Annotated in this window: 19 protein-coding genes; 9 read left to right on the forward strand and 10 right to left on the reverse strand. The window is 60.7% G+C overall.

What is annotated here, in order from left to right; all coding sequences use genetic code 11:
- Positions 1–109: 109 nt before the first annotated feature.
- Positions 110–2,299: a SulP family inorganic anion transporter gene (locus ACZ495_RS13375; RefSeq protein WP_015939086.1), complete on the reverse strand. Its 2,190-nt coding sequence runs from the start codon at positions 2,297–2,299 to the stop codon at positions 110–112.
- Between the two features lies 1 nt (position 2,300).
- The gene (locus ACZ495_RS13380; protein WP_464262406.1) at positions 2,301–3,425 is read right to left on the reverse strand and encodes a hypothetical protein; all 1,125 of its coding nucleotides are present in this window, start codon (positions 3,423–3,425) and stop codon (positions 2,301–2,303) included.
- Positions 3,426–3,849: 424 nt separating this feature from the next.
- On the opposite strand from ACZ495_RS13380, the gene ACZ495_RS13385 reads away from it, so the two are divergent.
- From ACZ495_RS13385 to ACZ495_RS13395, 3 genes are all read left to right on the forward strand, one after another.
- Complete coding sequence (locus tag ACZ495_RS13385) at positions 3,850–4,929, forward strand: transglycosylase SLT domain-containing protein (protein ID WP_015939084.1); 1,080 nt, start codon at positions 3,850–3,852, stop codon at positions 4,927–4,929.
- A 383-nt stretch (positions 4,930–5,312) separates the two neighbouring features.
- The gene (locus ACZ495_RS13390) at positions 5,313–5,918 is read left to right on the forward strand and encodes an OmpH family outer membrane protein (RefSeq protein ID WP_015939083.1); all 606 of its coding nucleotides are present in this window, start codon (positions 5,313–5,315) and stop codon (positions 5,916–5,918) included.
- A 430-nt stretch (positions 5,919–6,348) separates the two neighbouring features.
- Positions 6,349–7,332, forward strand: coding sequence for an AEC family transporter (locus ACZ495_RS13395; RefSeq protein ID WP_015939082.1), 984 nt, complete (start codon positions 6,349–6,351; stop codon positions 7,330–7,332).
- A 294-nt stretch (positions 7,333–7,626) separates the two neighbouring features.
- On the opposite strand, the gene lipA is transcribed toward ACZ495_RS13395, so the two are convergent.
- From lipA to ACZ495_RS13410, 3 genes are read right to left on the reverse strand one after another with little or no spacing between them, the layout of a single operon-like run.
- A complete protein-coding gene (gene lipA / locus ACZ495_RS13400; RefSeq protein WP_041725028.1) occupies positions 7,627–8,472 on the reverse strand; it encodes a lipoyl synthase in 846 nt (281 codons plus the stop codon).
- A gap of 50 nt (positions 8,473–8,522) precedes the next feature.
- Positions 8,523–9,236 carry a lipoyl(octanoyl) transferase LipB gene (lipB, locus tag ACZ495_RS13405; protein WP_394027092.1) on the reverse strand — a complete coding sequence of 238 codons (714 nt, stop codon included), beginning with the start codon at positions 9,234–9,236 and terminating at the stop codon, positions 8,523–8,525.
- A gap of 43 nt (positions 9,237–9,279) precedes the next feature.
- Positions 9,280–10,698, reverse strand: a complete 1,419-nt coding sequence (locus tag ACZ495_RS13410; RefSeq protein WP_464262407.1) for a BPL-N domain-containing protein — start codon at positions 10,696–10,698, stop codon at positions 9,280–9,282.
- A 95-nt stretch (positions 10,699–10,793) separates the two neighbouring features.
- Here ACZ495_RS13410 and ACZ495_RS13415 point away from each other — a divergent pair, with 95 nt between their 5' ends.
- The 6 genes from ACZ495_RS13415 (at position 10,794) to argJ (ending at position 18,864) form a co-directional block, all read left to right on the forward strand.
- Complete coding sequence (locus tag ACZ495_RS13415; protein WP_464262408.1) at positions 10,794–13,460, forward strand: valine--tRNA ligase; 2,667 nt, start codon at positions 10,794–10,796, stop codon at positions 13,458–13,460.
- 225 nt (positions 13,461–13,685) lie between these two features.
- Positions 13,686–14,030: a DMT family transporter gene (locus ACZ495_RS13420; protein WP_012625692.1), complete on the forward strand. Its 345-nt coding sequence runs from the start codon at positions 13,686–13,688 to the stop codon at positions 14,028–14,030.
- A 187-nt stretch (positions 14,031–14,217) separates the two neighbouring features.
- Positions 14,218–14,589, forward strand: coding sequence for a 30S ribosomal protein S12 (gene rpsL, locus ACZ495_RS13425; protein ID WP_012625691.1), 372 nt, complete (start codon positions 14,218–14,220; stop codon positions 14,587–14,589).
- A gap of 113 nt (positions 14,590–14,702) precedes the next feature.
- Positions 14,703–15,173, forward strand: a complete 471-nt coding sequence (rpsG, locus tag ACZ495_RS13430; protein WP_012625690.1) for a 30S ribosomal protein S7 — start codon at positions 14,703–14,705, stop codon at positions 15,171–15,173.
- Positions 15,174–15,281: 108 nt separating this feature from the next.
- On the forward strand, positions 15,282–17,360 hold the full coding sequence (gene fusA, locus ACZ495_RS13435) for an elongation factor G (protein WP_012625689.1): 2,079 nt from the start codon (positions 15,282–15,284) through the stop codon (positions 17,358–17,360).
- A gap of 316 nt (positions 17,361–17,676) precedes the next feature.
- A complete protein-coding gene (gene argJ, locus ACZ495_RS13440) occupies positions 17,677–18,864 on the forward strand; it encodes a bifunctional glutamate N-acetyltransferase/amino-acid acetyltransferase ArgJ (RefSeq protein ID WP_464262409.1) in 1,188 nt (395 codons plus the stop codon).
- A gap of 671 nt (positions 18,865–19,535) precedes the next feature.
- Here the strand turns inward: argJ and ACZ495_RS13445 are convergent.
- From ACZ495_RS13445 to ACZ495_RS13465, 5 genes are all read right to left on the reverse strand, one after another.
- Complete coding sequence (locus ACZ495_RS13445; RefSeq protein WP_464262410.1) at positions 19,536–20,048, reverse strand: FeS-binding protein; 513 nt, start codon at positions 20,046–20,048, stop codon at positions 19,536–19,538.
- A complete protein-coding gene (locus ACZ495_RS13450; protein ID WP_464262411.1) occupies positions 20,045–21,043 on the reverse strand; it encodes a 4Fe-4S dicluster domain-containing protein in 999 nt (332 codons plus the stop codon). The genes ACZ495_RS13445 and ACZ495_RS13450 overlap by 4 nt, the downstream gene beginning before the upstream one ends.
- A gap of 243 nt (positions 21,044–21,286) precedes the next feature.
- Entirely contained in the window at positions 21,287–22,693 is a 1,407-nt protein-coding gene (locus ACZ495_RS13455; RefSeq protein WP_072311084.1) for an oligosaccharide flippase family protein, read from the reverse strand.
- A gap of 9 nt (positions 22,694–22,702) precedes the next feature.
- Complete coding sequence (locus ACZ495_RS13460; protein ID WP_012625683.1) at positions 22,703–23,647, reverse strand: HlyD family secretion protein; 945 nt, start codon at positions 23,645–23,647, stop codon at positions 22,703–22,705.
- The gene (locus ACZ495_RS13465; protein ID WP_012625682.1) at positions 23,647–25,113 is read right to left on the reverse strand and encodes a TolC family protein; all 1,467 of its coding nucleotides are present in this window, start codon (positions 25,111–25,113) and stop codon (positions 23,647–23,649) included. Before ACZ495_RS13465 ends, ACZ495_RS13460 begins: the two co-directional genes overlap by 1 nt.
- Positions 25,114–25,150 lie beyond the last annotated feature (37 nt).

The following is a 25,150-nucleotide window of genomic DNA, read 5'->3' on the forward strand; positions in this document are numbered from 1 at the left end:
GTTCGGGACCGTGCCGGCGTACGCCGCAGCTTCAAGGCTGCCGGGTTTTTCTGCGGAGAAGGGCATACGCCGTTACGGCGACACGCTGGCTTCAGTTGCTGGTTCAGGGTTACGGGGCCTTGCGTTCGTCCTCGGGCATGGGGGGGCCTTGCAGGTCATCCACGCCGGGAAATTCTGCCGGGGGCCGCGGCCCGACAATAAGAATGCTGCCCTGGGGTGCATCATCGGGCAGAGGAACGGCCTTGCCCGCCGGGGCGGAGTCTTCGCAGCGCGGGCCGGAAGCGCTCGCGGCAGAAGCGCTGGAGGCTGTGTGAGCGTTGCCGTCGCAGTCAGTCCGGCTTTCCAGGCCTGTTGCATCGGTCCCATCAGTTTCGCCAGCTTCGCCGTGCTCTTCGTCGTCATGATGGTCCATATCCAGGGGCAGCTGGTCGATCTGCGTGGGGGCGGTGCTGGCGGCGGCTCCGGCTTCCGTCGCTTCAAGCAGGGGCGGGGTGTCGTCTTCATCTGCATCCTTGCCGGCGGCGTTTTCCGGCAAGGCCCCGGCATAGGTTGCGGCGGCGGTTTCGGCAAGGGGCGCAATGCCCGGCACGGGATAGGTGCACAGGCCGTCGCGGCAGGTAATGCGGCTCAGCAGCTGGGCAGCCTGCCGCAGCCCTTCGTTGATGGTTTCGGCCACAAAGCCATTGCTCAGATAATCCAGTATGCCCGTGCGCTGAAGTATCCTGTTTACGGAACGGCTGCCCACAACCAGAATGACGGGAATGCTGCGGGCGTAGCAGCGTTCCACAAACTGCGAAAGGGCGTACGCGCCCGAGGCATCCAGCCAGAAAACGCGGGTGAGGTGCAGGACCACAAGGCGTGTCGGCTCGTCATCTTCTTCATAAAGCTGGCGCTCAAGCTCGTGGATGGCGCCGAAAAAGAGTGTGCCTTCAACAACATATACGGCGATGCCGTCGGGCCGGTCCGCCGGGGCCTCGCGCAGCAGGGGATCATTGGGGCGCAGGCGGCGTACGCGGGGATGGGCTGTTTTGTAGATGAAAAGCACCAGCGACAGCAGCACGCCGATGAAGATGGCTTTTTCAAGATCAAAGATAAGTGTGGAGGCAAAGGTAAGGGACAGCACCAGCCTGTCGATGCGCGTAGCTACCAGGCACAGGCGTATGGCCTCGATATCGATCATCTGTGCGGCGATGATGAGCAGAATGCCGCCCAGCGCGGGTAAGGGCAGCCATGCAATGAACGGGGCCAGCGCAAAAAGCATGGGCAGGGCCAGCAGGCCGGAAAATACCGTGCCCATGCGGGTGCGCCCGCCGGAGGTGACCATAAGGGCGCTGCGTGTAAAGGAGCCGCAGCCCGGTATGCCGGAGGTAATGCCCGCGGCCATATTGCCCAGCCCCTGCCCGATAAGTTCCTGGCTGCCGTCAAAGTTGTCGTTCTTGACGCTGGCGAGCTGTTTGCCGATGGCCAGGGATTCTACGGTTCCCAGCAGGGCCAGGGCCAGCGCAGGCATGAAAAGGTCGCGCACGGCGGCAAGATCAAAAGCCGGAGGCATGGACAGCGGCGGGATGACGCTGGGAATGGCCCCCACCAGCGGTACGCCGTGTTTGTCTGCCTCAAGATACCACGAAACTGCGGTAACCAGGGCCAGGGCCGCCAGTGAGGACGGAAAGCGCCGCGAAATGCGTTTGAGGCCCAGCGCAAGCACAATGGTCAGGGCAGCCAGGCCCACGCACCATTCGTTCAGTTGGGGCAGGCCGTGCAGCACATCGAACATCTGGTGAAAAAATCCCGCTTTCTTGGGGCCGGGGATGCCGAAAACCGTTTTGAGCTGACCCATGCCGATAAGCAGGGCCGCGCCCGTGGTAAAGGCCACCATGACGGAATGCGAGATAAAGTTGGCAAGGTCGCCCAGTCTGGCAAGGCCCATGCCCACCTGTATCAGCCCGCAAAAAAGCGCCAGCCCGAAGATATACGTCATGCGTATTTCTTCGGGCATGTTGATGATGAGGGTGCCGCCCACGCTGATGGTGGCCATAGTGGAGAAAAGTACCATAGAGATGGCATTGGTAGGGCCGGCGGCCATAAAGCGCGAAGACCCCCACAGGGCCGCCATGACCACCGGCAGCATGCAGGCGTAGATGCCGTATTGCGGATGAACCCCGGCAATGATGGCATAGGCCATGGCCTGCGGCACTGCCATGGGCGTGACGGTAAGGGCGGCCGTTATGTCTGCCCTGAAGTCCCGGGGCGAGTAGGTTTTGAGTGTGGACAGAAAAGGAAAGATGGCCGACAGGCGCATGCTAGTCCTCCCTTGGCGCGTCGTCTTCCAGCCGCAGGACATCATGTCCCAGCGCGTAATGCATAAGGCGCGGACGCTCCACGGATTTTTTGAGGGAACTGATAATACGGGTCATGCGCCGCGTGCCTTCAAGCACTCCGCCCAGATGCCCCGCAAGCTCGGTAAGGTCGGCACGGGCCAGGGCACTTTCCAGCTCTTCGGCCAGGATGCGCCCCCGGGTGTTTTCGGGAAATTCCGCCATCAGTTCGCGGGTGAGGCGCAGGGCGCGAGCCTGGGTTGCGTCAATATCTTCGACAAGTTCGCCGCAGTATTCGGCCTGGTTGCGCATGACGTTGATGGCATTGTTGCCGTAGTGGGCCATGGCCCCGGCGGCTTTTTCCAGCGCGTCACGGGCCACGGCAATGCGGCGCCCCACGGTAAGCGAAACAAGGCGGGCGCATTTGCCGAGAAAGCGCTCGTCATAATTTTCAAAACCGTATTCACGCTTGGTATAGAGCATGACAAGGCCGAAGGGCGGGCGGTCGTTGCGTTCGCGCAGCACAAATGCCAGGCGGGAGCGGTAGCCTTCCTTGTAAATCATGCAGTCAAAGGAGTCGCCGCCCTTTTCAATGGCCTGAAGATTGTTGGAAACCACATACCGGGTGTGCCCCTGAAGAATGGCGTTCATCACGGGGTGTTCTCGCAGGCCTTCTTCCAGCATGGGCGCCACGATGGGGATGGCCTTGCCGTTCACATGGCTGGCCGAGCGCGCCACCCACTCTCCTTGTTTGTTGCGCAGGCGGCAGACGTAGAGTTCGGCGTGCAGGGCGTGCACAAGAATTTCGGCACTCTGGCGCAGTACCTCGCCCGGAGGAGCCATGCGGTCGGCAATGGCCAGCAGGTCGCTTGAGACGCGCAGCAGCATTTCCGTATCGCTCTGCATGGACGCAACAGAAGACAGCAGGTGCAAAAGGCAGCGCCAGCTGCGCAGGGGAACGCCGCGCACCGAGGGGCGATAGCCCTGGTTAAGCGTTCTCCTGGCGGCAGGCAAAAGGCCCAGGACGGCCACGCGCATTTCCGGCGGGGCGTACTTTAAAAGGCGGATGATCTCCTCACGGATATATTCTTTCGTGTGCTGTGGCACCATATGCTCCATTGCATGGAAATGCAGAAGGCTGCGGCCTTGTCAAGCCGCAGCCGCCTGAAAACTTCTGGCAGGGGCTGTCTGTGGTCTGTAAGGCGCAGAGCCGCGCCGGTCGAGTAAAAACAGGACTTGCCGCAGGGTAGCCAGCATAGTCCTGAACGGACGGCAGGTCAACGGCATTCATTATTTTGACCCGCTCACGTGACAGCTGCGGATACTATCTGTAATATTTTAGAACCATAAGCTATTTTATTAATGGCAGCAAATTTGCATTAAGCTTTTCACGCTCCGTGGTGCGCATCGCGCGCTGCCTGCGCCAAAGAGGCGGGAGCGCTCGTTTTGCCCGGTTGCGTTGTTGTGCGGCCTGCGTCGTGTGACGGCGCGTCGGCAAAGAACAGGCCAAGGCCATCAGATTTGAGGATTTTTCATGAAGCGCCATAAAACCCTTGCCATCCTTGCCGGTTGCCTTGGCAGTACATTGCTGCTCCTGGGCTTGCTGGCGGGTTTTGTGCCGCAGCATGAAGGGTATGAGGTGCGCCGCCGCGCAAGCCCTGTTGTGGTCAGCCTGCGGCCCGAAGACATGCCTGTTCCCATCGTTCCGCAGGGCGACGGTTCGCGCCAGTGGTCCTTGCGCCGCGCGGCATCGCCCGTGGTGGCGCCGGTGTCTTTGGCCGATGCTTCGTCACGGGCTGAGACAGAGGACGGCGACGGTTTTTTCAGCCAGGTTCCGGCAGGCACGGGGCAGTTGGCTTCTCTGCTGGCGCTTGATGGATTTTCCATGCCGCCGCTGCTGGCTGTACAGCCCTCGCGCTTCGGGGACGCTGTTGACGCCAGGGGGCTGCCCCTGCGCTGGCTGGCTGCCGAAACATTGCTTGAGGGCTACAGCCCCCTGCCGCCGCGTACCGGCAAGACCGCCGGGCAGGGCGGTACAAGGGGTATGTCTGCGGCCAATGCCTTTTACGGTAACGATATGCTCCCGCCCAGGGCGCGGCGCTACCAGCAGATAGTGGAAAGCTTTGCCGGGCGCTATAATCTGAGCACCGAACTTGTGTACGCCATTATCCACAGCGAAAGCTCGTTTTCCCCCACCCTTGTGAGCCACAAGTCGGCCATGGGCCTGATGCAGATTTTGCCGGACACGGCCGGGGGCGAGGTGCACCGTTATCTGTACGGGCGCACGGGCGACGTAAGCTTTGAAGACCTGCGCGTGCCGGAAACAAATATCCGCTACGGTACGACCTATCTGCACATTCTGCTCACGCGGTATTTCGCCGGGGTGCACGACCCGAGGGCGCGTGAATACTGTGCCGTAGCCGCATACAATATGGGGCCGAACCGCTTTTTGCGGCTTTTCGGCAACAGTCCGGAAGAAGCTGTTGACGCCATTAACGCCCTGACAGCAGAACAGTTGTACGAAGACCTGACCATCCGCCTGCCCGTGGCCGAAACCCGCGCCTATGTCGCCAAGGTCGCCAGGATGAAAGGGCATTACGCCGCGCTGCAATAAAGGGTTTTGCCGTAATCCTGTCTGCTGCTGCGCGGGACAGGCACAAGGTTGTAGCCCGGCTTTGGCCGTTGGCGAAGGGCTTGCGGATGAAGACGGCGGCAGGTGCTTTCGTTGCCAGGCCCAGATGCGCGTATTCAAGAACCTTGAAACATATATCGTAAGATTGATATGTTTCGGGGCGCGGCCTCCGGCAGGCCACCCGGTGGCGAGGTGCGCGGGCGGATGGATGCGCGCTTGCGGCGGCGGCAATGTTTTTGAACAGAAAGCAAGGCCCGCCGGGAAAAAACGGTTGAGGTGGCAGTAAAAACAACGTACACCATTGACAACACGCCGCGCAGGCCGTGCAACGCCACGCGGAAATTCTGAGAGGAGTGTTCATTACCATGCGTATCCGTTATTTTATGCCGCTGGCCCTTCTGCTGAGCCTGATGCTTATTGCCTGCCAACAGGGTGAAGGCTCGTCCCAGGCCAAACTGGCGGTCGTTGATATGACGCGCGTCATGCGCGACAGCGAAGCCGGCAAGGCCGGCGTGAAGCACCTTGAAAGTCTGCAGGCCGACATGCAGGCCCAGCTGAACGACATCCAGAAGCGTCTGGAGCAGAACGCCGACGACGCCGATGCACAGAAAGAACTGCAGACCGTATATATGGCCTCGCAGCAGCGCATGCAGGTGGAGCAGCAGAACGTTGTGAACGTGCTGTATGACACCATGCAGCGCATCATCAACGCTTACCGTGCCGACAAGGGCTACGCCCTCATCATCAGCTCCGAGGCTGCCGCTTCTTTTGACCCCAAGGCTGACGTGACCAACGATATCATCACGGCCATGGACAAGCAGAAGGTCGACTTCAAGCCCGCGGCCGAGGCCGAAAAGGCCCCTGAAGCCGAAGCCGGCAAGGACGCCGGACAGGCCGAAAAGCCCGCTGAAAAAGCTGCTGAAAAGCCTGCCGCAAAGGCTGACAAGGCTGCGAAGGCCGACAAAAAATAACCTGAGCACCGCGCTTTCCATTGCCGGCCCAAGGCCGGATAATGACTGTTCAAAAACCCCGTTCCAAGCAGCGGGGTTTTTGTTTTTTTGTCCGGCCTGCACGCGCAGTGCCGCCTCGCCCTGGCGGAACCGCAACATGCTTCATGGCAATATTTTCGGGTGTCCGGCCGAAAGGTCTTTGTCCCCCCACGGCTGAAGCAGTGCGTGTAGCTGTTTTTCTGGCGTCAGCGTGATCGGCTCCTCAGGGGTGCGCGCGGGCATTTTCTGAACATCTCGTGGGGTATCCTGTAAGCGCTGGCGCGATCCTGCCAGGGTGTACTGTGCTCCGGCTGTGCGTGCTGGACAGCAGCGGCCCGCAGGGTCATGATGCGGCCGCGCGACAGTGTGCGGCCGTTTGTGTTTTTCACCTTTTCCGTTCTTGAGAATTGCCATGTTTCATGCTTTTTTTGCTGTTTTTCCGGTGTTTTGCATTATCGCCCTCGGAGTGCTGCTCAGGGCGCGTGATGTATTGCCCGAAAACGCCGGGCCGGTACTCGGCGTGTATGTGCTCAAGCTGGCCCTGCCCCTGCTCATTTTTCACCTGCTGGCCGGAGCGAGTCCGGAGGACCTGGCCAGAGGTGGCTTCTGGCTGGCCGTTATCGGCTCTCAGGTTATTGTCTACATGCTCGGCTATGTGGGCGACAGGCTGTTTTGCCGTCGTGGGGCCGGTCCGGCGGTAATCAGCGGGCTTTCCTGCTCGGCCTGCAACGCGGCCTTTGTGGGGCTGCCCATTGTGTCAAACCTCTGGCCGGGCAACAGCGAGGCCATGCTGGTTGCGGGTCTGGCTATCCTCACGCCCAATGTGGTCATGATCATGGCGCAGACCCGGCTGGACATCCTGTCCGGCTCTCTGGCCTGGAAGGGCGGTAATCCGTTGGTTTTTGCGGGCAGCGTGGCGCGTATCTTCATTCTGGGTAATCCCATCCTGCTGGCTACACTGGCCGGGGGGGCGCTTTCCCTGACCGGGCTTGGCCTGTGGGAGCCGCTGGACCGTGCCATCAGCCTTGTGGGCTACACCGCCGCCCCCTGCATGCTGCTGGCGCTCGGGCTGGATCTGCAGCAAAAACTGGCCGTGGCGACACGCCGCGCCCAGGGGGGAGTGCTGCTGCGCCAGATATGGTTTTCTCTGTGCAAGCTTGTGCTGCACCCCCTGCTGTGCTGGGGGATTATGTACGCGCTCGGCATTACGGGCCTGTGGCTGACCATTGGTGTGCTTATCAGCGCTACAGCTACAGCCCTGCTGGTCAGCGTGCTGGCCCAGGTTTACAACGCTGTGCCGGAAGAAGCCGCCCTGACTGCTGTGGTCAATAACGGCCTGAGCATACTGACCCTCACTGGTTTTGTCTGGCTGTTTCAGACCTTGGGCATGGTTTAGAGCAATTTGTCTGCGCGGTTAAGTGCCATAACGAGCGTGTTTTCAATGCCGGGAATACATGTTCTCAAAGCTGCGATGCGTTAGCAGGCGCACGTGCAAACGCTGCGAAGACAGCCTGAAAAACAGGGGTTTTTCCGACAGGCGAAGCCCCGGCCCTTTCCCGCGAGGTAGACTTTCACGGGAAAAGGCCGGGGCTTTACTTGTGGATACACTTTACCCGCAGGTGAGTTGCGGCATTATTTCAGCAAAAAATCCGCTCCGGCGCGGGAGTGCGTGTTTTCAATGCGCGGCGTGTTACGCCCCGGGCTGCACGAAACTTCCCGCCTGGTAGCTGCTGCGCACCAGCGGGGCAGAAAAGACGTGCCTGACGCCCAGTGATTTTCCGTAGTCGGCATAGGCTTCAAACTGTTCCGGCGTTACATAGCGGTCAAGGGGGTGGTGCTCCTTGCTGGGGGGCAGGTACTGGCCGATGGTGATGATGGAGCAGCCTGCGGCGTGCAGGTCGCGGATGACTTCGCGCACCTGGTCATCAGTTTCGCCAAGGCCCACCATAAGGCCGCTTTTGGCCGTACCCCCGGCAGCATGTACCCTGCGCAGCAGTTCCAGGCTCTGCTCGTAGCGGGCCTGCGGGCGCACCCTGCTGTACAGCGCCGGATGGGTTTCCACATTGTGGTTGATCACATGGGGGGCGGCGTCCATAACCGTACGCAGGGCCTGTTCGTTGCCCTGAAAATCGGGAATGAGTACCTCGATGCTGCTCTGGGGCAGCGCCATGCGCACGGCGGTGATGGTGCGGGCAAAATGCCCGGCTCCGCCGTCTTCCAGATCGTCCCGCGTGACCGAGGTGATGACAATATGCCGCAGGCCCAGGGTGCGTGCGGCCTTGGCCACGCGCTCCGGCTCATCGGGGCTGGGGGCAGCGGTCTGACCGGGGTGGATGTTACAGAAGCGGCAGTTTCGCGTGCAGGTTTCGCCCAGAATCAGAAAGGTAGCTGTTCCGGCGGAGTAGCATTCCTGCCGGTTGGGGCAGTTGGCCGCCTTGCAGACGGTGAAAAGGCCCAGGTCATCCACAAGGCCGGTGGTGGAAAAAAAGCGTTTGTCCGAGGCCAGTGGTCGGCGCAGCCAGGGCGGCATGCGCATGGCTTTTTGCGGCCTGTCGCCGCAGGAGCCGGATGTGGAGGTTTTGCAGGTCACTTTTCAGTCCTTTGCGCGTCTTGCAACAGTGTCATGAGGTCTTGGGTGGTCCGCAGGGTGGGCAGAGGCTGGGCATGGTCCCCGGCGGGCTGGAAAATATGGTAAAATTCTTCGAGAAAAGCTGTTTTTACGGCGGGCATGTCCGGAACCGGGCCAGCGGTTTCCCGCGCTATGGATGTGGCGGCCACGCCTTCCAGACCGCAGGGCGAGATAATATTGAACAGGGACAGGTCTTCCGCCACGTTGAGAGCCATGCCATGCATGGTGACGTAGCGGCTCACCGCGATGCCCAGCGACGCGATCTTTCTTTCGCCCGTCCACACGCCGGGAAAGCCCTGACGGCGTGCTGCCGTTACGCCAAAGCGGGCCAGCATGCGTATGGCGGCTTCTTCAAGGTCATGCACATAGGCGCGGATGCCGCCGGAACGCTTTTTCAGGCTGATAACCGGATAGGCCACAAGCTGGCCCGGAAAATGGCAGGTCACATTGCCGCCCCGGGTGCTGTGCACAATGTCCACATGCCCGTTCCACATGTCTTGCAGGTGCGGCGGAACATTCTCTGCACCGGAATTTTTGCCGATGCTGACGGTGGGCGGGTGCTCGAGAAGAAGCAGGATGTCGTCCCCGCCGGACTGTACCATTGCCTGTACCTGTTTTTGCAGGGTAAAGGCGTCTTCATAGCCTGTGCGGCCCAGATCGAATGCAAGCATGTTGTTTCTGCTGTTTTTCGTTTTGTTTACGCGGGCTGTCCTGTTACCGCAAGTCGCAGGGAGTCGAATCCTGCGAAAGAAAAACCAGTTCTTCCGTAATATCCAGCAGTTCTTCCATAAGGCCGCCGCCGCTCATGGGATGGCCGAAAAGCGCCTGCCGCTGACAGTCCAGTCCGCGCCTGTTCACGGCGTCCGGCAGGCTGGGCGAAAGGGTTTCGGCCAGGCGGCAGGCCAGAAAATACCCTTCGGCCCCGGCGGCGAAGCGGTCTGCCAGATCGCTGAAACGTGGGCGCACTACGCGCCAGTAGGCCAGGGCCGTCGCAGAAGGTTCGAGGCTGGCCGCCGTGCACAGGGCCGCATGCAGGTTGTTGCACGCCGCGCCGGGCAGGCCCGTGCGCCAGCCCCACAGCCAGTGGGTGCGTGCAAAAAAAAGATGGTGCTCCACGGCAAGATCCAGCAGGTCGCGCATGTGGCGCAGGGCGTCCAGCAGGGGGGCGCTGTCTTCGGGCCAGGCATGGCATGGGTGGCGCAGTTGCCACAGGGGTACGTCCGCCCTGTCCGGCTCAAGGCCGGTAAGCTGGTGCAGCAGCTGGGCCAGCCATGCGTTGGCATCGGGACTGTGCGGTGTTTCAAGATGTGAATAGCTCAGTACATAGTTTCCCCGGCCATGGCGGCCGCTGACCACGAGAGGCTGGCCCTTGAGAAAGTCGGGCAGAAGGTTCACGCCGTAAAGCTCCTGCCACTGCCCGAAAATATGCGGCGGTATGCTTTGCAGCGGCAGGTCGGCCAGCCAGAAGTCGGCATCGGGCGCATCATAGGAGGCCAGCACATGCACACCACTGTTGTCTTCGGCAGCAAAGCGCCCGGGCCACCACACGGGCAGGCTTGGGGGGCGCTCCGTTCCGGCGGACAGGGGTAGACAGCGAGCGGAAACCCTGCCCGCAGCTTTTCCCGCGCCGGGGCAGGTTCTGGCTGCCGGGGCCGCTGCGGCCTGCTGTTTTTTGGGGGAGACGCTGTTGGGGCGTGGTGGTGGGCGGAAGGAAAATTCGCCGTTATCGCAGACGCGCACCCGCGCATGGCCTGAAATAAGATGGTGCAGCCTTTCTGGATAGGTGGCCCGCCCCCAGGGGCAGATGCCCAGGCCCTGCTGCGGCGCTGCATGACTCAGGGCCAGCCCTGCTCCGCCGCAGAACCCCAGGTAGTTGCCGCCTTCTTCCATCCAGCGGCGCACGGCCCGTATGCCGTTGTCGCCCAGACCGGCGGCCTTGAGGCGCGCGTTGCCGCCGGGAACCAGCAGCAGGGAGGCGCGCCCGGACGGCTGTTTTTCCGTATGAGCGGGCGGTTGCGTAGTGTCAGGGGCATTGCCGCCGTGCGGCTTGCCTAAAAGAGCGCCTTGAGCTATCTCTTTTCCCTTAACCAGGCGGCAGGGCAGTCCCATGGCGCGCACGGCGCGCCAGGCCATGAGGCCCCAGATGTGAGACGAATCCCATAAAATACAGATTGGCTGAGCGGCATGCATAATGCTGCACTATTGCCGCCTTTTACGGAGAATGCAAGATGGCGGATACCCTACCCAAGGGCTACGAGCCCCATGACGTGGAAGCCCGGTGGCGCAAGCACTGGGAAGAAGACAAAACCTTCACGCCCGACCCGGATGCCCCTGGCGAACCTTTTTCCATAGTCATTCCGCCGCCCAACGTCACCGGCGCGCTGCACATCGGCCACGCCCTCAACCTGACGCTCATTGACGTGCTCTGCCGTCACGCCCGTCAGAAGGGCAAGAATGTGCTTTGGGTTCCCGGTACTGACCACGCGGGCATTGCCACCCAGAACGTGGTGGAGCGTGCTTTGGCTGCTGAGGGCAAAGGCCGCAAGGACCTGGGCCGCGAGGCTTTTATTGACCGCGTGTGGGAATGGCGTGAAGACTACGGCCACCGCATCCTTGACCAGATCCGCGCCATGGGCGCTTCGGTGGACTGGTCGCGCCTGCGCTTCACTATGGATGAAGGCCTTTCTGCCGCCGTGCGCAAGGTTTTTGTGCAACTGTACAACGACGGCCTTATCTATAAGGGCGATTATATCATCAACTGGTGCTCCCGATGCCATACGGCGCTTGCCGATGACGAGGTCGAGCACGAGCAGAGCAGGGACAGGCTCTGGAAGGTGCGCTACGCCCTTGCGGACGGCTCCGGCTCCATCACCATCGCCACCACCAGGCCTGAAACCATCCCCGGCGATACGGCCATCTGCGTGCATCCCGAGGATGAACGCTACGCCCACATGGTGGGCAAGACGGCGCTGGTTCCCGTACTGGGCCGCGAAATTCCCATCATTGCCGATGCCTACGTGGATCGCGAGTTCGGCACCGGCGCACTCAAGGTGACGCCCTGCCACGATCCCAACGACTGGATGCTGGGCAAGAAGCACGATCTGCTCTTTATTCAGGCCATTGACGAAAACGGCATCATGAAGGCTGAAGCCGGAATCTATCAGGGGCTGGAAAAGGCGGCATGCCGCGAAAAAATCGTGGCCGACATTGAAGCCGCCGGACAGCTCGAAGGCGTGGAAGAACTGGAACACGCCGTGGGCCATTGCTACCGCTGCCACACCGTGGTGGAACCCCATGTTTCCACCCAGTGGTTCGTGGCCGCCACAAAGATGGTCCCGGCTGCCCGTGACGCCGTGCCAGGCATGACCCGCATTTTGCCGGAATCCTGGCTCAAGACCTATTATCACTGGCTGGACAATATCCGCGACTGGTGCATCAGCCGCCAGATATGGTGGGGCCATCGCATCCCCGCCTGGACCTGCGAGGCGTGCAGCCAGCTTATCGTGGCCGAAGAGGCCCCGGACGTCTGCCCCCACTGCGGCAGCACCGCCCTGAAGCAGGATGAGGACGTGCTGGACACCTGGTTTTCTTCGGCGCTCTGGCCGTTTTCGACCATGGGCTGGCCTGCCGATACCAGAGAGATGCACCGCTGGTACCCCACATCCGTACTGGTAACGGGTTTTGACATCCTGTTTTTCTGGGTGGCCCGCATGATGATGATGGGCATCCACTTTATGGGCAAGCCGCCCTTTGCTGACGTGTACCTGCACGCGCTGGTGCGTGACGCATCCGGCCGCAAAATGTCCAAATCCACGGGCAATGTCATCAACCCGCTGGAAATGATAGACAAGTATGGTTGTGATGCCCTGCGCTTCACGTTGACGGCCTTTGCCGCCATGGGGCGCGATATCCGTCTTTCCGAAGACCGTATCGAAGGCTACCGCCATTTTGTCAACAAGCTCTGGAATGCCGCGCGTTTCACTCTCATGAACCTGCCCGAAGAGGCCCCGGCCCGCGTGGACCTTGCAGCCATACAGGGGCTGCACCATCAGTGGCTGCTGCACAGGCTTGAGATGGTCAAGCAGGACATGGACCAGGCCCTTGAGGACTACCGCTTTAACGATGCGGCCCAGCTTGGGTACAAGTTTCTCTGGAACGAGTTTTGCGACTGGTATCTTGAGCTTGTCAAGCCGGACATGCAGAGTGAAGACGAGCAGCGCAAGGCTGCCGCCCAGTACGTGCTGTGGCTGGCCCTGCGGGAAATACTGCTGCTGCTGCATCCGGTCATGCCTTTTGTCACGGCCGAGATATGGGCGGCCCTGCCCGTGCCTGCCGGTGAAAAAAGCACTGACCTGGCCTGTGAGCTTTACCCCGCGTTGCGCCCGGCCTGCGTGCGCCCGGCCGAGGCTGCCCGCATGGAGCTTGTTCAGGGTATTATCGTGGCCGTGCGTACCATCAAGGCCGAGCTTGGCATCAGCCCCGCGCATCGCGTAGGCCTGCTTTTGCATCCCGTGGATGCGGCCCAGCAGGCCCTGCTGGAAGAAAACCGCGACCTCATGCTCACCCTGGCCCGTCTGGAAGAGCTCACCGTGGGAGCGGACGTACAGGCGCCCAAGGCCTCGGCTTCGGCCGTGGTGGAAGGTTGCCAGGTCATTGTGCCGCTCAGGGGGGCAGTGGACCTTAATGGCGAACTGGCCCGGCTGGACAAAGAACTTGCCAAGCTTGAAAAAGACATTGTGGGCGTGAACAAGAAGCTCAGCAACGAGAGCTTCATAAGCCGCGCCCCGGCCGACGTGGTCGAGCGCGAGCGCGAGCGCGCCGGGAAGCTGCTGGACGCCAAGGCCAAGCTGGAAGCTCTGCGTACCCGTTTTGCCGAGGCCCTGAACGAAGAATAGAAGGACATGGCGCGGGCGTGTGGCACAGTATGCCCGCGCCATGCCTTTATGCTGTTTTGCCTCATGCTGCCTTCTGCGGGTGCCCGGGCAGATCCCGCCACGTGGCGCACAGGGGCGTAGCGCCTTTCTGGCGGTCATGTGCCGGGCGAGCATGCAGGCTTTGTACGCTTTCTCAATGTTGAAGCTCTAGTTGTGGCCGCTTATGACGGCCTGTATGAGGAAAGTATGCATCCCGCCACCTTGGCCTATCTGCAACTGGGCGGAGCCATTCTGCTTGAGGTTATTGCCACGTCATGCCTCAAGCAGTCCGAGGGCATGAGCCGTCTTGTCCCCACTGTGACTGCCCTGGTCGGTTACGGCTTTTCATTTTTCCTGCTGTCACTGGTGCTCAAGGTTATACCCATGGGGGTTTCCTACGGCATCTGGAGTGGCGTGGGCATCGTTATTGTCTCTATCATCGGCCTTGTTTTTTTCGGGCAAAAACTTGACATGGCGGCCTGCATAGGGCTTGGATTTATTGTTGTGGGCGTGCTTGTCATCAATTTTTTTTCCAGCTCCGTGCCGCATTGATCACGAGCGGGCAACGTGGCGCAATGATACGGTAAAAAGACATTGCCGACGTGACGTCAGACGGTGTTTTCATGCCCGGATCACGGCTTTTCGCCGGGGGGGCGCTATTGACAGCCTTTGACAGGTAAGCTATGTCCTGTCCTCTTCAGGTGTCTAGTTTTTGAAAAATCCCAAATGGAGGGAAAGAATGCCCACGATTAACCAGCTTATCCGCATCGAGCGGAAGGCCGTGCTGAAACGCAAGAAGACCCCCGCCCTGCAGGCCTGCCCGCAGCGCCGCGGCGTGTGCACACGCGTTTACACCACCACCCCTAAAAAGCCTAACTCCGCTCTGCGTAAGGTTGCCCGTGTGCGCCTGACCAACGGCATTGAAGTGACAGCGTACATCCCCGGCGAAGGCCACAACCTTCAGGAACACTCTGTGGTCATCATCCGCGGCGGCCGTGTAAAAGACTTGCCCGGCGTGCGTTACCACATTGTGCGCGGCACCCTGGATACCTCCGGTGTGGCCGACCGTCGCAAGAGCCGCTCCAAGTACGGCGCCAAGCGTCCCAAGTAGCCTTTTGTATCTGTACGGCGTGCGCCATGCGGCGCGCCTGGCCGCCCGTTGTTTCGAGCGCCGGTGCGTTGCGGGGTTGGTGACGCCGAAAACCCGCATGAAGGAGAAACCCCATGCCCCGTAAAGGTCCTGTTCCCAAAAGGGAAGTGCTGCCCGATCCGATTTATTCCAGCCGTCTCATCACCAAGTTCGTGAACCGGCTCATGTATGACGGCAAAAAGGGCGCCGCTGAAAAAATTTTCTACAGCTCGTTGGAGCACCTGGCCGAAAAGACCGGTGAAGAACCCATGCGCGCCTTTGAAAAGGCCCTGGACAACGTGAAGCCCCACATGGAAGTCAAGGCCCGTCGCGTAGGCGGCGCTACCTATCAGGTTCCCATGGAAGTGCGTCCCGAACGCCAGGTTTCCCTGTCTATCCGCTGGCTCATCAACTACGCCCGTTCCCGTGGCGAAAAAGGCATGACCGCGAAACTCTCCGCAGAACTGCTGGATGCTTTCAACGGGCGCGGTGGCGCGGTGAAAAAACGCGAAGACACCCACCGCATGGCTGATGCCAACAAGGCCTTCTCTCATTACCGCTGGTAAGAGGCCGTCCCGATTTTCTCATGAATGTATCCCGACGCCGCATCCGTAAGGAAGCGGCGTCGGTTTTGCACCACACCACACCGCATCCGCAGTATGGAGGATAACCCCGTGTCCCGCACCGTTCCTGTAGACAAACAGCGCAATATCGGCATCATGGCCCATATTGACGCCGGCAAAACCACCACCACCGAGCGCATTCTTTTCTATACCGGCGTGAGCCACAAGATTGGCGAAACGCACGAAGGCCAGGCCACCATGGACTGGATGGAGCAGGAACAGGAGCGTGGCATCACCATTACCTCCGCTGCCACCACCTGCTTCTGGAAAGACTGCCGCATCAACATCATCGACACCCCGGGCCACGTTGACTTCACTATTGAAGTGGAACGTTCGCTGCGTGTGCTTGACGGCGCCATCTGCGTGTTTGACGCCGTGGCCGGTGTTGAACCCCAGTCTGAAACCGTGTGGCGCCAGGCCGACCACTACGGTGTGCCCCGCATCTGCTTTGTGAACAAGATGGACCGCATCGGCGCCAACTTCTTCCGCTGCGTGGGCATGATCCATGACCGCCTGGGCGCCAAGGCGGTGCCGCTGGAACTGCCCATCGGCGCTGAAGACAAGTTTGAAGGCGTCGTGGACCTCGTGCGCGGCAAGGCCATCCGCTTTGACAAGCTCAGCAAGGGTCAGGAATTTCTGGTTGAAGACGTGCCCGCCGACATGAAGGACCTCTTTGAGGAAAAGCGGCACGAACTGCTTGAAGCCGTGGCGGAAGAAGATGAAGTACTGCTCGAAAAGTACCTGAGCGGCGAAACCCTTACGGAAGAGGAAATAGTTTCCTGCATCCGCAAGGCCACCATTGCCCGCTCCATCGTTCCTGTCATGTGCGGCTCGGCTTTCCGCAACATGGGCGTGCAGCCCCTGCTGGACGCCGTGGTGGACTATCTGCCTTCACCTGTGGACATTCCGCCCATGCCCGGTCATGTGCCCGGCAAGGAAGATGAAATCATCGAATGCCACTGCACCGACAAGGAACCCCTGGCCGGCCTGCTGTTCAAGCTGTTCTCCGACCCCTTCATCGGGCATCTTTCGTTCTTCCGCATTTACTCGGGCTTCCTTGAGTCCGGCAGCACGGTGTACAACTCCAACACCGGCAAGCGCGAGCGCATCGGCCGCATCCTCAAGATGCACGCCAATAAGCGTGAAGACGTGAAATGGGCCGGCGCGGGCGACATTGTGGCTCTTGTGGGCCTCAAGAACGCCGCCACCGGCGACACCCTGTGCGATGAAAAGCGCCCGGTCATTCTGGAGTCACTGAATATTCCCGAGCCGGTCATTGAAGTGGCCATTGAGCCCAAGACCAAGGCTGACCGCGACGCCCTTTCCGCCGCGCTCAACAAGCTCGCCAAGGAAGACCCCTCTTTCCGCGTCAAGGGCGACGAAGAAACCAACCAGACCCTCATCGCCGGCATGGGCGAACTGCATCTGGAAATCATCGTTGACCGCCTGACCCGTGAATTCAACGTGAACGCCAACGTGGGCAAGCCTCAGGTGGCCTATCGCGAAACCATTTCCAAGCCCGCCAAGTCCGACCTCAAGCACGCCAAGCAGTCCGGCGGGCGCGGCCAGTACGGCCACGTTGTTATCGAGATCGAGCCAAACCCGGGCAATGGCTATGAGTTCATCAACTCCATCACCGGCGGCGTCATTCCCAAGGAATACATCACCCCGGTGGACAAGGGTATCAACGATGCCCTGAAGTCCGGTGTTCTGGCCGGTTTCCCCGTGGTGGACGTGAAGGTCAATCTGGTCTTCGGTTCCTACCACGAAGTGGACTCGTCGGAACAGGCCTTCTACGTGGCAGGCTCCATGGCCATCAAGGACGCCATGCACAAGGCCAGCCCCGTGCTGCTTGAACCCATAATGGACGTGGAAGTGGTGACGCCCGAGGAATACCTCGGCGACGTCATGGGTGACCTCAACGGCCGCCGCGGCCGTGTGCAGAGCATGGAAGCCCGCGCCGGCGGTGCGCAGAGCGTGCGCGCTCAGGTGCCGCTGTCCGCCATGTTCGGCTACGCCACTGACCTGCGTTCGCGCACTCAGGGCCGCGCCACCTTCACCATGCAGTTTGACCATTACGAAAAAGTGCCCCAGGCCATTTCTGAAGAAATTCAGAAAAGCAGGACATAGGCATTATGCGGGCGGGCGTTCCTCGGAGCGCCCGCCCTTGTCCTTCGCGTCACGGGCAGGCTGCTGCCGCCCATTGGCAGCGAAGGCCGGGGAAGGATATCCGGCGCGCGGGTGCGGGGTCCTTCCCTTTGCTTTTAGCGCCGCGGGCATTGCTGTAAAAAACGGCACAGGTTACGCGGCTGGCGTAGTAGCCGGAAGGTTCCTTCCTGGGCGCACGTGCCTGTGCCATGCGAAAACAGCACAATGGCGCGTAGCCCGGGGTTTTGGTGCAGACGTCCGGCACTGATGCCGACGGCATACTTTGAGGAGAGCACCCATGCAGAATGATTTGCCCAAAGGGTTCAGGGCCGGGGCCGCAGCAGCCAGCTTCAAGAAAGCAGGCCGCGACGATCTGGGCCTCATTGTTTCCGACACGCCCGCCGTGCTGGCGGGCATGTTTACACAAAATCTTTTCAAGGCTGCGCCCGTGCTGGTTTGCCAGGAGATTCTGGCGCGCGGGCGGGCAGTACGCGCCGTGCTTGCCAATGCGGGGCAGGCCAATGCCTGCACTGGCGAAGAGGGGCTTGCCAACTGCCGTGCCACGCAGGCTATGGTGGCTGGCCTTATCGGGCTTGGGCAGGATGAAATCCTGCCTCTTTCCACGGGCGTTGTGGGTGCGCATCTCAAGATGGACCTTTGGCTTGATGCTGTTCCTGCGCTGGTGCAAAGCCTTGGCAGCCGCGATGCCGAGGGTTTTACCCGCTCTTTCATGACTACCGACGCTTTTCCCAAGTTTGCCACGCGCGATGTGGCGCTTGCCGGCGGAACCGTGCGCCTGACGGTTATGGCAAAGGGAGCCGGCATGATCTGCCCCAACATGGCAACCATGCTCTGCGTGGCCCTGACAGATGCGCAGGTAGCCGCCGAACCCTGGCAGGCCATGTTTGGGCGCGCCGTGAACAAGACCTTTAACAGGGTGAGTGTGGACGGCGACACCTCCACCAACGACACCATTCTGGGCCTTGCCAACGGAGCCTCGGGCGTGGCTGCGCAGGGACCGGAAGATATCGGCCTGCTCGAGGAGGCGCTTACAGCCATTCTGGGGCAGGTCTCTTACATGCTGGTCAAGGACGGCGAAGGCGCGCGCAAGGTTATTCATATTACGGTCAGCGGAGCGGCAAACGACGCTGATGCCGAGCTGGTGGCCCGCAGCGTGGGGCATTCGCAACTGGTCAAGACGGCCATTTATGGCGGGGACGCCAACTGGGGCCGTATCGTGACGGCCGTGGGGTACAGCGGGGCCAGGTTTGATCCGGCGGCGGTGAGTATGAAGCTCTGCGGCATTGAGCGCTTTCGCAAGGGCTGCCCGGTCAATGAGGACCAGGAAACCGCGCTTACCGAGCTGCTCAAGGGTGAGGATGTGCAGGTGGATATTGATCTTGGCGGCGGATCCGGCTCGTATACGTTCAAGGCTTCGGATCTTGGGCATGAGTATGTGACGGAAAACGCCGATTACCGCTCATAAGGGACGCCTCTGCGGTGGTGGTGGGCCGCCTCGCGGCGGGCAGTATTGCGTGATCCGCAGGGATTGAAAGAGAGAAGGCTTGCCCTTTGGGATGGGAATTTTGCCGCCCTGCGGGGGTGCGCCTATGCATTGGGCGGCTTTGCGCTGTAACAGGCTGGGGTGGGAAAGAGCTTGTTCTTTGAGATAGGTTTTTTGTCGCCCTGCGTGCGCGAGGGCTTTTTCTTTGTTTGTTATTTTGGCCGCCTGCGCGGCGTGCGGCAAGGCGGGGCCGGTTATGGGGCTGCGCCCCCTTCTCGGCCCCCCTTGCAGCCCCCCCCGAAGCACCCCCGCCGGGCTTTCCATATTCCATCAGCCCTCCAGGCTACATCTGCGCTCACTCCGGGCAATCCTGTTGGGTTTTCCTGCTTCCGTAATTCCGCGAGGGCTGCGCGGCCTCTGCTGCGGGAGCTTCCCTCGCTGGTCGCTCGGGTGATCTCCCTGCGCGCCGCGCAATACCATCCATCGCTTTCGCCTTGCATGAAAAATTCGGGTCCGTTGCAAGACCGAAAATAACGAACCTGCCGCAGGACAACTCCTTTCCCCGTTGATCAGCAAGCCTCCTTGCCGAAGACAAGCCCTTTCCCTCATTGCTCGGGCCGCCATTGCCCGGGCGTACTCGCACCCCAGGCCTTTCAATTATCCTGTGGTGGCGAGGGCTGCGTGGTTTGTGCTGCCGAGGCCTCACGAGGTATGAGGCAGGGCGAGCGTCCGGCCAGGCGCAGGCCTATCTGCACCAGCAGAACCGGCACAAGTATAAGGGCGCAAAACAGGTGGCAGAGTTTGATCACGGCATAGGTTTTACCAAAAAAAGCCACGTCCGGAAGATTGTGCAGCACCAGGGTCAGGCCGCTGAGGATAAGGGCGCCGAGCAGTACCACCCGCAGGCATCCCCCAAGGGTGAGACGCAGATACCCCCGGCCCTGCCGCCACCAGATGATGACGGCGTAGGTGCTGAGCATGAGCAGGGCCGCAGCCGCATAGTAGTGCCACAGGGAGGCCCGGTTGTCCCAGTCCACCAGGCCGTAGCGTACGGCAAAAGGCAAATGGGCCAGGCCGGAAAGCACTGCGGCCATCAGGCTTGCAGGCCACAGGATATGAAACAGGCCGGAAAAAAGCTTCCGGTTCCGGTGCTGCGACCGCATCATGGCTTGCGCTCCTTTTTCCGGTCGCGCCACAGGCGCAATGAAGCAAGGGCGGCTCCGGCCAGGGGGGCCGCCAGCACGATATCAAGCAGGCTGTTTTCTTTCTCCATACTGGCCCTGGCCGGGCGCAGGCTCGGCTGCCCAAAGTCTACCTGTTCCTGCTGCAGCATGGCGGCTTCAATGTCCCTGAAAGGGATGGAAGAAACGTAGATGGTGTTGGTTCCGCCGTTTTCCGTAAGGCCGAAGAGTTCTCCACGCCGCAGGCTCGCCATTTCTTTTGCACGGCTCACCATTTTGTTGCGCGGGCCGATGCTTTGTGCTCCGGACGGGCAGGCAGCCACACAAACGGGCGGCTGCCCCTGTGCCAGCAAGTCCCGGCAATAATCGCACTTGAATACAAGTCCATAACCGATATAGCGGGGTGCCAGTTTGAGATAAGGGCCAACGCCTGACTGGCGCTGGGGAATGCCCCAGGGGCAGGCCCGATGGCAGGGGCCATCTCCCAGGCACATGGATTCATCAATGTATGCAGCCCCCTGTGGGCTTTGCCGGGCCGCACCGGAAGGGCACAGGCTCACACATTGAGGATTGAGGCAATGCAGGCAGCGTCGCGGCATGAACACCTTGTGTCCCTCCCGGCGGCCGGAAAGGGTGCAGGACTGGATGTACAGCCAGTTGTACGGGGTAAGGCGGTTTGTCACATCCTGCCGGTCAGACCAGTCGATGACAGGTTTCCAGGAGGGAACCGTGCGGGGGATGGGTTTCTGCGGTAGCGGCAGGCCGGCAAGGTTGCGCTCCCGGCAGGCAGCGACACACGCACCGCAGCCGGTGCAACGGTCCACATCAATAATGGTACAGCAGTCCACATCATCGGTAGACAGCCGCAGGGCCATGGCCTGGGCGGGCTGAAAGCCTGCTAGTCCGAGACCGGCGACTCCCGCGGCGGATGTCAGCCCTTTGAGCAGGCGCCTGCGTTCTGGTAGAAAATCCTTTGCCATGCTGCCCCTTGAGAGATTCTTTGCCATGTCTTTTTATGGATTATATACACATAGTACGCGTAGCGAGATGTTCGCGTCAACGCGCGGCCCGGCAGAAATGGGAAAAAGAGAAGAGCGCCATGCCGGAATCGCCGCTTGATGCAGCGATGCCGGCGGCGCGGCAGCTGTTGCGATGGTCCTTTGTTGCAACCGTGCAGGCAGAGTTGTTCAGGCGTACGGTGCGCCGGAAAGCGGATGGGCGGGTCAGGCCGCCTTTTTTTCAAAGGGCGGCGGCGGCCGCCAGCGCCAGAAAAGGGCCAGCAGGGGAACAAGCCCGACAAGTTCTGCCACCTCGCGCGGGGCCATCTTGCCGGTGAGCCACCACAGGGCCAGGCTCACCATAATGGCCGCCAGCATAAGCAGCCATTGCCCTGCGCTCATTGGGCGGGCGGCCCACTGGAAAAAACCCACCGTCAGAATGGCGACCCACACCTTGGTGATGGTCAGAGACAGGGCAGCGCCTTCCAGCGGCATGGCCGGAATGAGCGTAAAGCAGCAGATGATGTTGAGTACAAGTCCGCTCACATAAAAGGCCAGCAGCAGCCGGTGGCGGCGCATGCCTATCATGGCATAGGCTGCCAGATTGTGCAGAAAGGCTGTAGCCAGGCACGGGGTGAGCAGTTGCTGGGCGCGGACGGCGCTTTCATAGTTCTGCCCGTAGATGAAGGGCAAAAAACGGTCACTTTCCACACAGATAAGAAAAATTATGGGCAGGGCTGCGGCCCAGAGTGTCCGGGCGGTCTGGCCGGCCAGCTGGCTGAAGGCTGCCCGATCTTGCTGCCAGTGCCTGGCCAGCAGGGGAAATATGACCTTGCCCAGCAGGGCGCTGGAAACCAGAACCGACAGCCCCTCAATGGTTTCCCAGGCAACGCCGTAACCGCCCACATCGGCATTGCCGCCGTACTGTTTGAGAAAAATAACGTTGATCTTGTTGTAGAACATGGCGCAGGCGGCCATGCAGGTAAAAATAAGGCCGTGTTTCATCTGGCGTGCAAGGTCAAGCATACCGGCCTTGCCGACGCCGGTCAGGGGATTGCGCCCCAGCGCTACCAGCGCGAAGATGATGCAGAGCACGGACTCGATGGGCTTGTACAAGGCGATGACAATGGGCGGGGCGCCCATAACCACGCAGGCAATACCAAAGCCGATGCCGATGAGGGCCGACGGCACACGGATGCGCATTTCGACATCCTGCCGCCCACGGGCCTGGCACAGGGCAAAAAAGGAGTCGCTGACGCCGTCGAGGCCGAGGCCTGCAGCAATGCAGAGCACGATGAGGCGCAGTTCCGGGCTGTAGTTCTGCCAGCCTGTCACCAGCCATGTGGTGACCAGCGCCAGCACCAGCACAACAAGCTTGAGCCATGTAACCTCGCCGAGCAGCGCCCGGGGGCGGCCCTCACGCCGGGCGAAGGTGGACAGCAGAAAATCGTTAAGCCCTACATCGGCAATGGTTTTCACCAGATAGCCAAACGTGAGGGCCAACACGATCTGACCCATAATATCCGGGCTGCGGCGGGCCAGCAATATGGTAAAGGCCGTCCATGCCAGGTCGCGCGTCCATTGCGCACCCAGAATGTACCCGAGCCTGCGGGGGATGCTTTTGAGCTTCATGCCTCGGCTTTACCTGCCGCCCCCGAAACGCACAACGGCCTTGAAGCCGGGCTTGAGTTCCAGATCAGGGTTGGGAACAGTGATCTCCACCGTGTAATAGGACGGATTTGAGACACTCATGTCATTGGAAACCCAGGATATTTCATTGACCTTGCCGGGAAATACCTTGTTGCCGAGCGAGGGAATCTCCACGTCTACCTTATCCCCTTCCGAAATGCCGCTGATTTCGGCCTCGTACACAGGCACCTGAATCAGCACGGGGTCAAGCTGTCCTACCCTGATGGGCATGCTCCCTGCCTGCAGCAGGGTGCCGGGATTGAGGGTGGCGTCAAGCGAGAGCACATAACCCTTGATGGGGGAGGTCAGGGTGAGGGTTTCAGGCAGGATTTCGCCCTCCCTGATTTCCTGACCAAAATAGCTGCTCAGTTCCTTGAGGCGAATGGCAAAGCTGTTCTCAGCTTTTTTGATGGTAGTGGTGGTGAGTTCGATACGGCGCTGCAAAGAGGTTACGTCTTCTTCAAGGCGGCCGGAAGCCTGACGGGAGCCAAGGCCCGAGGCGGCAAGCTGACGCGCCTTGTTGCGCTGGGCGATGGTTTCGGCCAGTTTGCGTTCAAGGTCAAGCACCTGGCTCTTGAGGCTTTCTGTGCCGGGCCCCTGCATAACTTCGCGCTGCAAGGCGCGTTCGGCGTCTTCGTGCAGGTGATAGCGCATGAGCGGGGCATTTTCTTCAACGGCTTCGCCGGGTTTGACAAGCACATCATCCACCACCCCGTTAAAGGGCATGGGTATGGCGCGCATAACAGTAGTCACCACTTTGCCGGTAAGGATGGTCACGCCGCTTTTGCCGCCTTCGGCCGCGGAGGCAGCGGCAGCGAATGCCAGGCTGCACAGCAGGACCAGTGTCAGAAACAGGCCGGGCGCGGCGAAAAAGCGTAGACGGGCAAGGCGTTGCATTACAGCACCTCTTTGGCGGGCAGGCCGAGGAAATGTTCCTGAAGGGCCGTGGAAAGATACATCCATTCAAGCTGGGCCAGCTCGCAGGACAGCTCGGCGCGGATAAGGGCCACCTGGGCCTGCACCATGGCTTCCTGCCTGTCGGCCACGGCGGGCAGTTCGGCGATGCCTTCGTTGAAAGAAATATGGGCTTCCTTGAACTGCATGGCCGCTGTGTCAAAGCGCGTACGTGCCAGCTTGAGTTCGGTTTCGGCCAGGGCCACGCTCTGTTCGGCCTGCAGCCACCGGTTGGAATAGTCGGTGCGCTTGCGTGCCATTTCGTGGAATGCCTGCGCCTTCTGCATGCGGGCAGTCTGCACACCGCGGTAACGGCGCCCCCAGTCCAGCAGGGGGAAGCTGAAGTTCAGGTGCAGGAAGGTATCCTCACTGCCGCTGGCCGGCTGATACTGACCGGCGGGCGGGTTTTTGTCGATGGCGATGCTCATGTCGGGAATATACTGTGCCCAGGCAACCATGATGTTATAGTCACCGAGCTTGATCTGGCCGCGCAGCAGCAGGTCGTCTTCGGTAGTGGTCCAGCGTTCATCCCATTTGAGTTTGCGCCCGTTGAAACCGCGCAGGATTTCTTCGGCGCTGGAGGTGTCCACATCCAGACGCTGCTGGGGGTCCACGCCCGCGAGGATCTTGAGCTGGGTAAGCTGCATGGTTTCTTTCATCTTGGTCTGCTCCAGCATAAGCTCAAGCTCGCGCTGGTGCTGCATTGCCAGATTGAGGGAAACCCCCTGGCGGCCGTCAACGGCTTCCACCTGCTGCCAGTAGGAAACCAGTTCCTTGCCGATGGGCAGCAGATCTTTCTGTGCTTTGACGATTTTTTTCTGCGCCTGCAGCTGCAGGTAGGCCTGACCGATCTTGTAGATAGCCTCGCCCACGGCCTTGCGGTGGGTGGAGATGGCCAGATTGACCATGGCCTTTTGCACCTGATGTTCAAAATAGGCGGCCACAGGATTGGGAAAGGCAGCGTGAAAGCCCACGGTAAACTTGGCGCGCCCGTAGTCGCCGGGGGTGTCCTTGTGGTCCATGTTGTAGCGCGTGAGGTTGTTGGTAACCTGCATGGTCATGCGTGGTTCGGGCAGGTATTTCCACACGGCGTCGGTAAGGGCAACACGCTTGATTTCCAGATCCACCGCGCTGTTGACCAGAAGCGGCGACTGCTGGATGGTAAGAAAGACGCAGTCCTCAAAGGTGAAGACCTTGGCGGGATCATAAAGGTTGGGAACCGCAGCCTCGAGCTTGGCCTTGTTTTCCACCGGCACCCCGGGAGCCTCTTCCAGCCAGTGCCTGGCGGGGAGTTCCGGCGACTTGAGTCCGGCCTTGTTGGAGGCGCAGGCAGAGAAAAGAAGGGTCAGAACGAGCAGCAGCGGAAGATAGGTCCGCGCTGGAAGGAAAGTACGTGCGTTATGCGGCATCTGGCACCCTTTACAGGCTCGCGCGCCCGGCGCGTTG

It is taken from the genome of Desulfovibrio sp. GTC20076 (assembly GCF_055385905.1).

Bases quoted from the DNA above. Each gene is read 5' to 3' on its own strand.
- ACZ495_RS13420 (WP_012625692.1), top strand. From the start codon at position 13,686: ATGCATCCCGCCACCTTGGCCTATCTGCAACTGGGCGGAGCCATTCTG.
- ACZ495_RS13375 (WP_015939086.1), bottom strand. From the start codon at position 2,299: ATGCGCCTGTCGGCCATCTTTCCTTTTCTGTCCACACTCAAAACCTAC.
- rpsL (WP_012625691.1), top strand. From the start codon at position 14,218: ATGCCCACGATTAACCAGCTTATCCGCATCGAGCGGAAGGCCGTGCTG.
- ACZ495_RS13385 (WP_015939084.1), top strand. From the start codon at position 3,850: ATGAAGCGCCATAAAACCCTTGCCATCCTTGCCGGTTGCCTTGGCAGT.
- rpsG (WP_012625690.1), top strand. From the start codon at position 14,703: ATGCCCCGTAAAGGTCCTGTTCCCAAAAGGGAAGTGCTGCCCGATCCG.
- ACZ495_RS13445 (WP_464262410.1), bottom strand. From the start codon at position 20,048: ATGATGCGGTCGCAGCACCGGAACCGGAAGCTTTTTTCCGGCCTGTTT.
- argJ (WP_464262409.1), top strand. From the start codon at position 17,677: ATGCAGAATGATTTGCCCAAAGGGTTCAGGGCCGGGGCCGCAGCAGCC.
- ACZ495_RS13395 (WP_015939082.1), top strand. From the start codon at position 6,349: ATGTTTCATGCTTTTTTTGCTGTTTTTCCGGTGTTTTGCATTATCGCC.
- ACZ495_RS13465 (WP_012625682.1), bottom strand. From the start codon at position 25,113: ATGCCGCATAACGCACGTACTTTCCTTCCAGCGCGGACCTATCTTCCG.
- ACZ495_RS13455 (WP_072311084.1), bottom strand. From the start codon at position 22,693: ATGAAGCTCAAAAGCATCCCCCGCAGGCTCGGGTACATTCTGGGTGCG.
- lipB (WP_394027092.1), bottom strand. From the start codon at position 9,236: ATGCTTGCATTCGATCTGGGCCGCACAGGCTATGAAGACGCCTTTACC.
- ACZ495_RS13410 (WP_464262407.1), bottom strand. From the start codon at position 10,698: ATGGCCTGGCGCGCCGTGCGCGCCATGGGACTGCCCTGCCGCCTGGTT.
- ACZ495_RS13450 (WP_464262411.1), bottom strand. From the start codon at position 21,043: ATGGCAAAGGATTTTCTACCAGAACGCAGGCGCCTGCTCAAAGGGCTG.
- ACZ495_RS13390 (WP_015939083.1), top strand. From the start codon at position 5,313: ATGCGTATCCGTTATTTTATGCCGCTGGCCCTTCTGCTGAGCCTGATG.
- ACZ495_RS13380 (WP_464262406.1), bottom strand. From the start codon at position 3,425: ATGGTGCCACAGCACACGAAAGAATATATCCGTGAGGAGATCATCCGC.
- ACZ495_RS13460 (WP_012625683.1), bottom strand. From the start codon at position 23,647: ATGCAACGCCTTGCCCGTCTACGCTTTTTCGCCGCGCCCGGCCTGTTT.
- lipA (WP_041725028.1), bottom strand. From the start codon at position 8,472: ATGCGCATGCCGCCCTGGCTGCGCCGACCACTGGCCTCGGACAAACGC.
- ACZ495_RS13415 (WP_464262408.1), top strand. From the start codon at position 10,794: ATGGCGGATACCCTACCCAAGGGCTACGAGCCCCATGACGTGGAAGCC.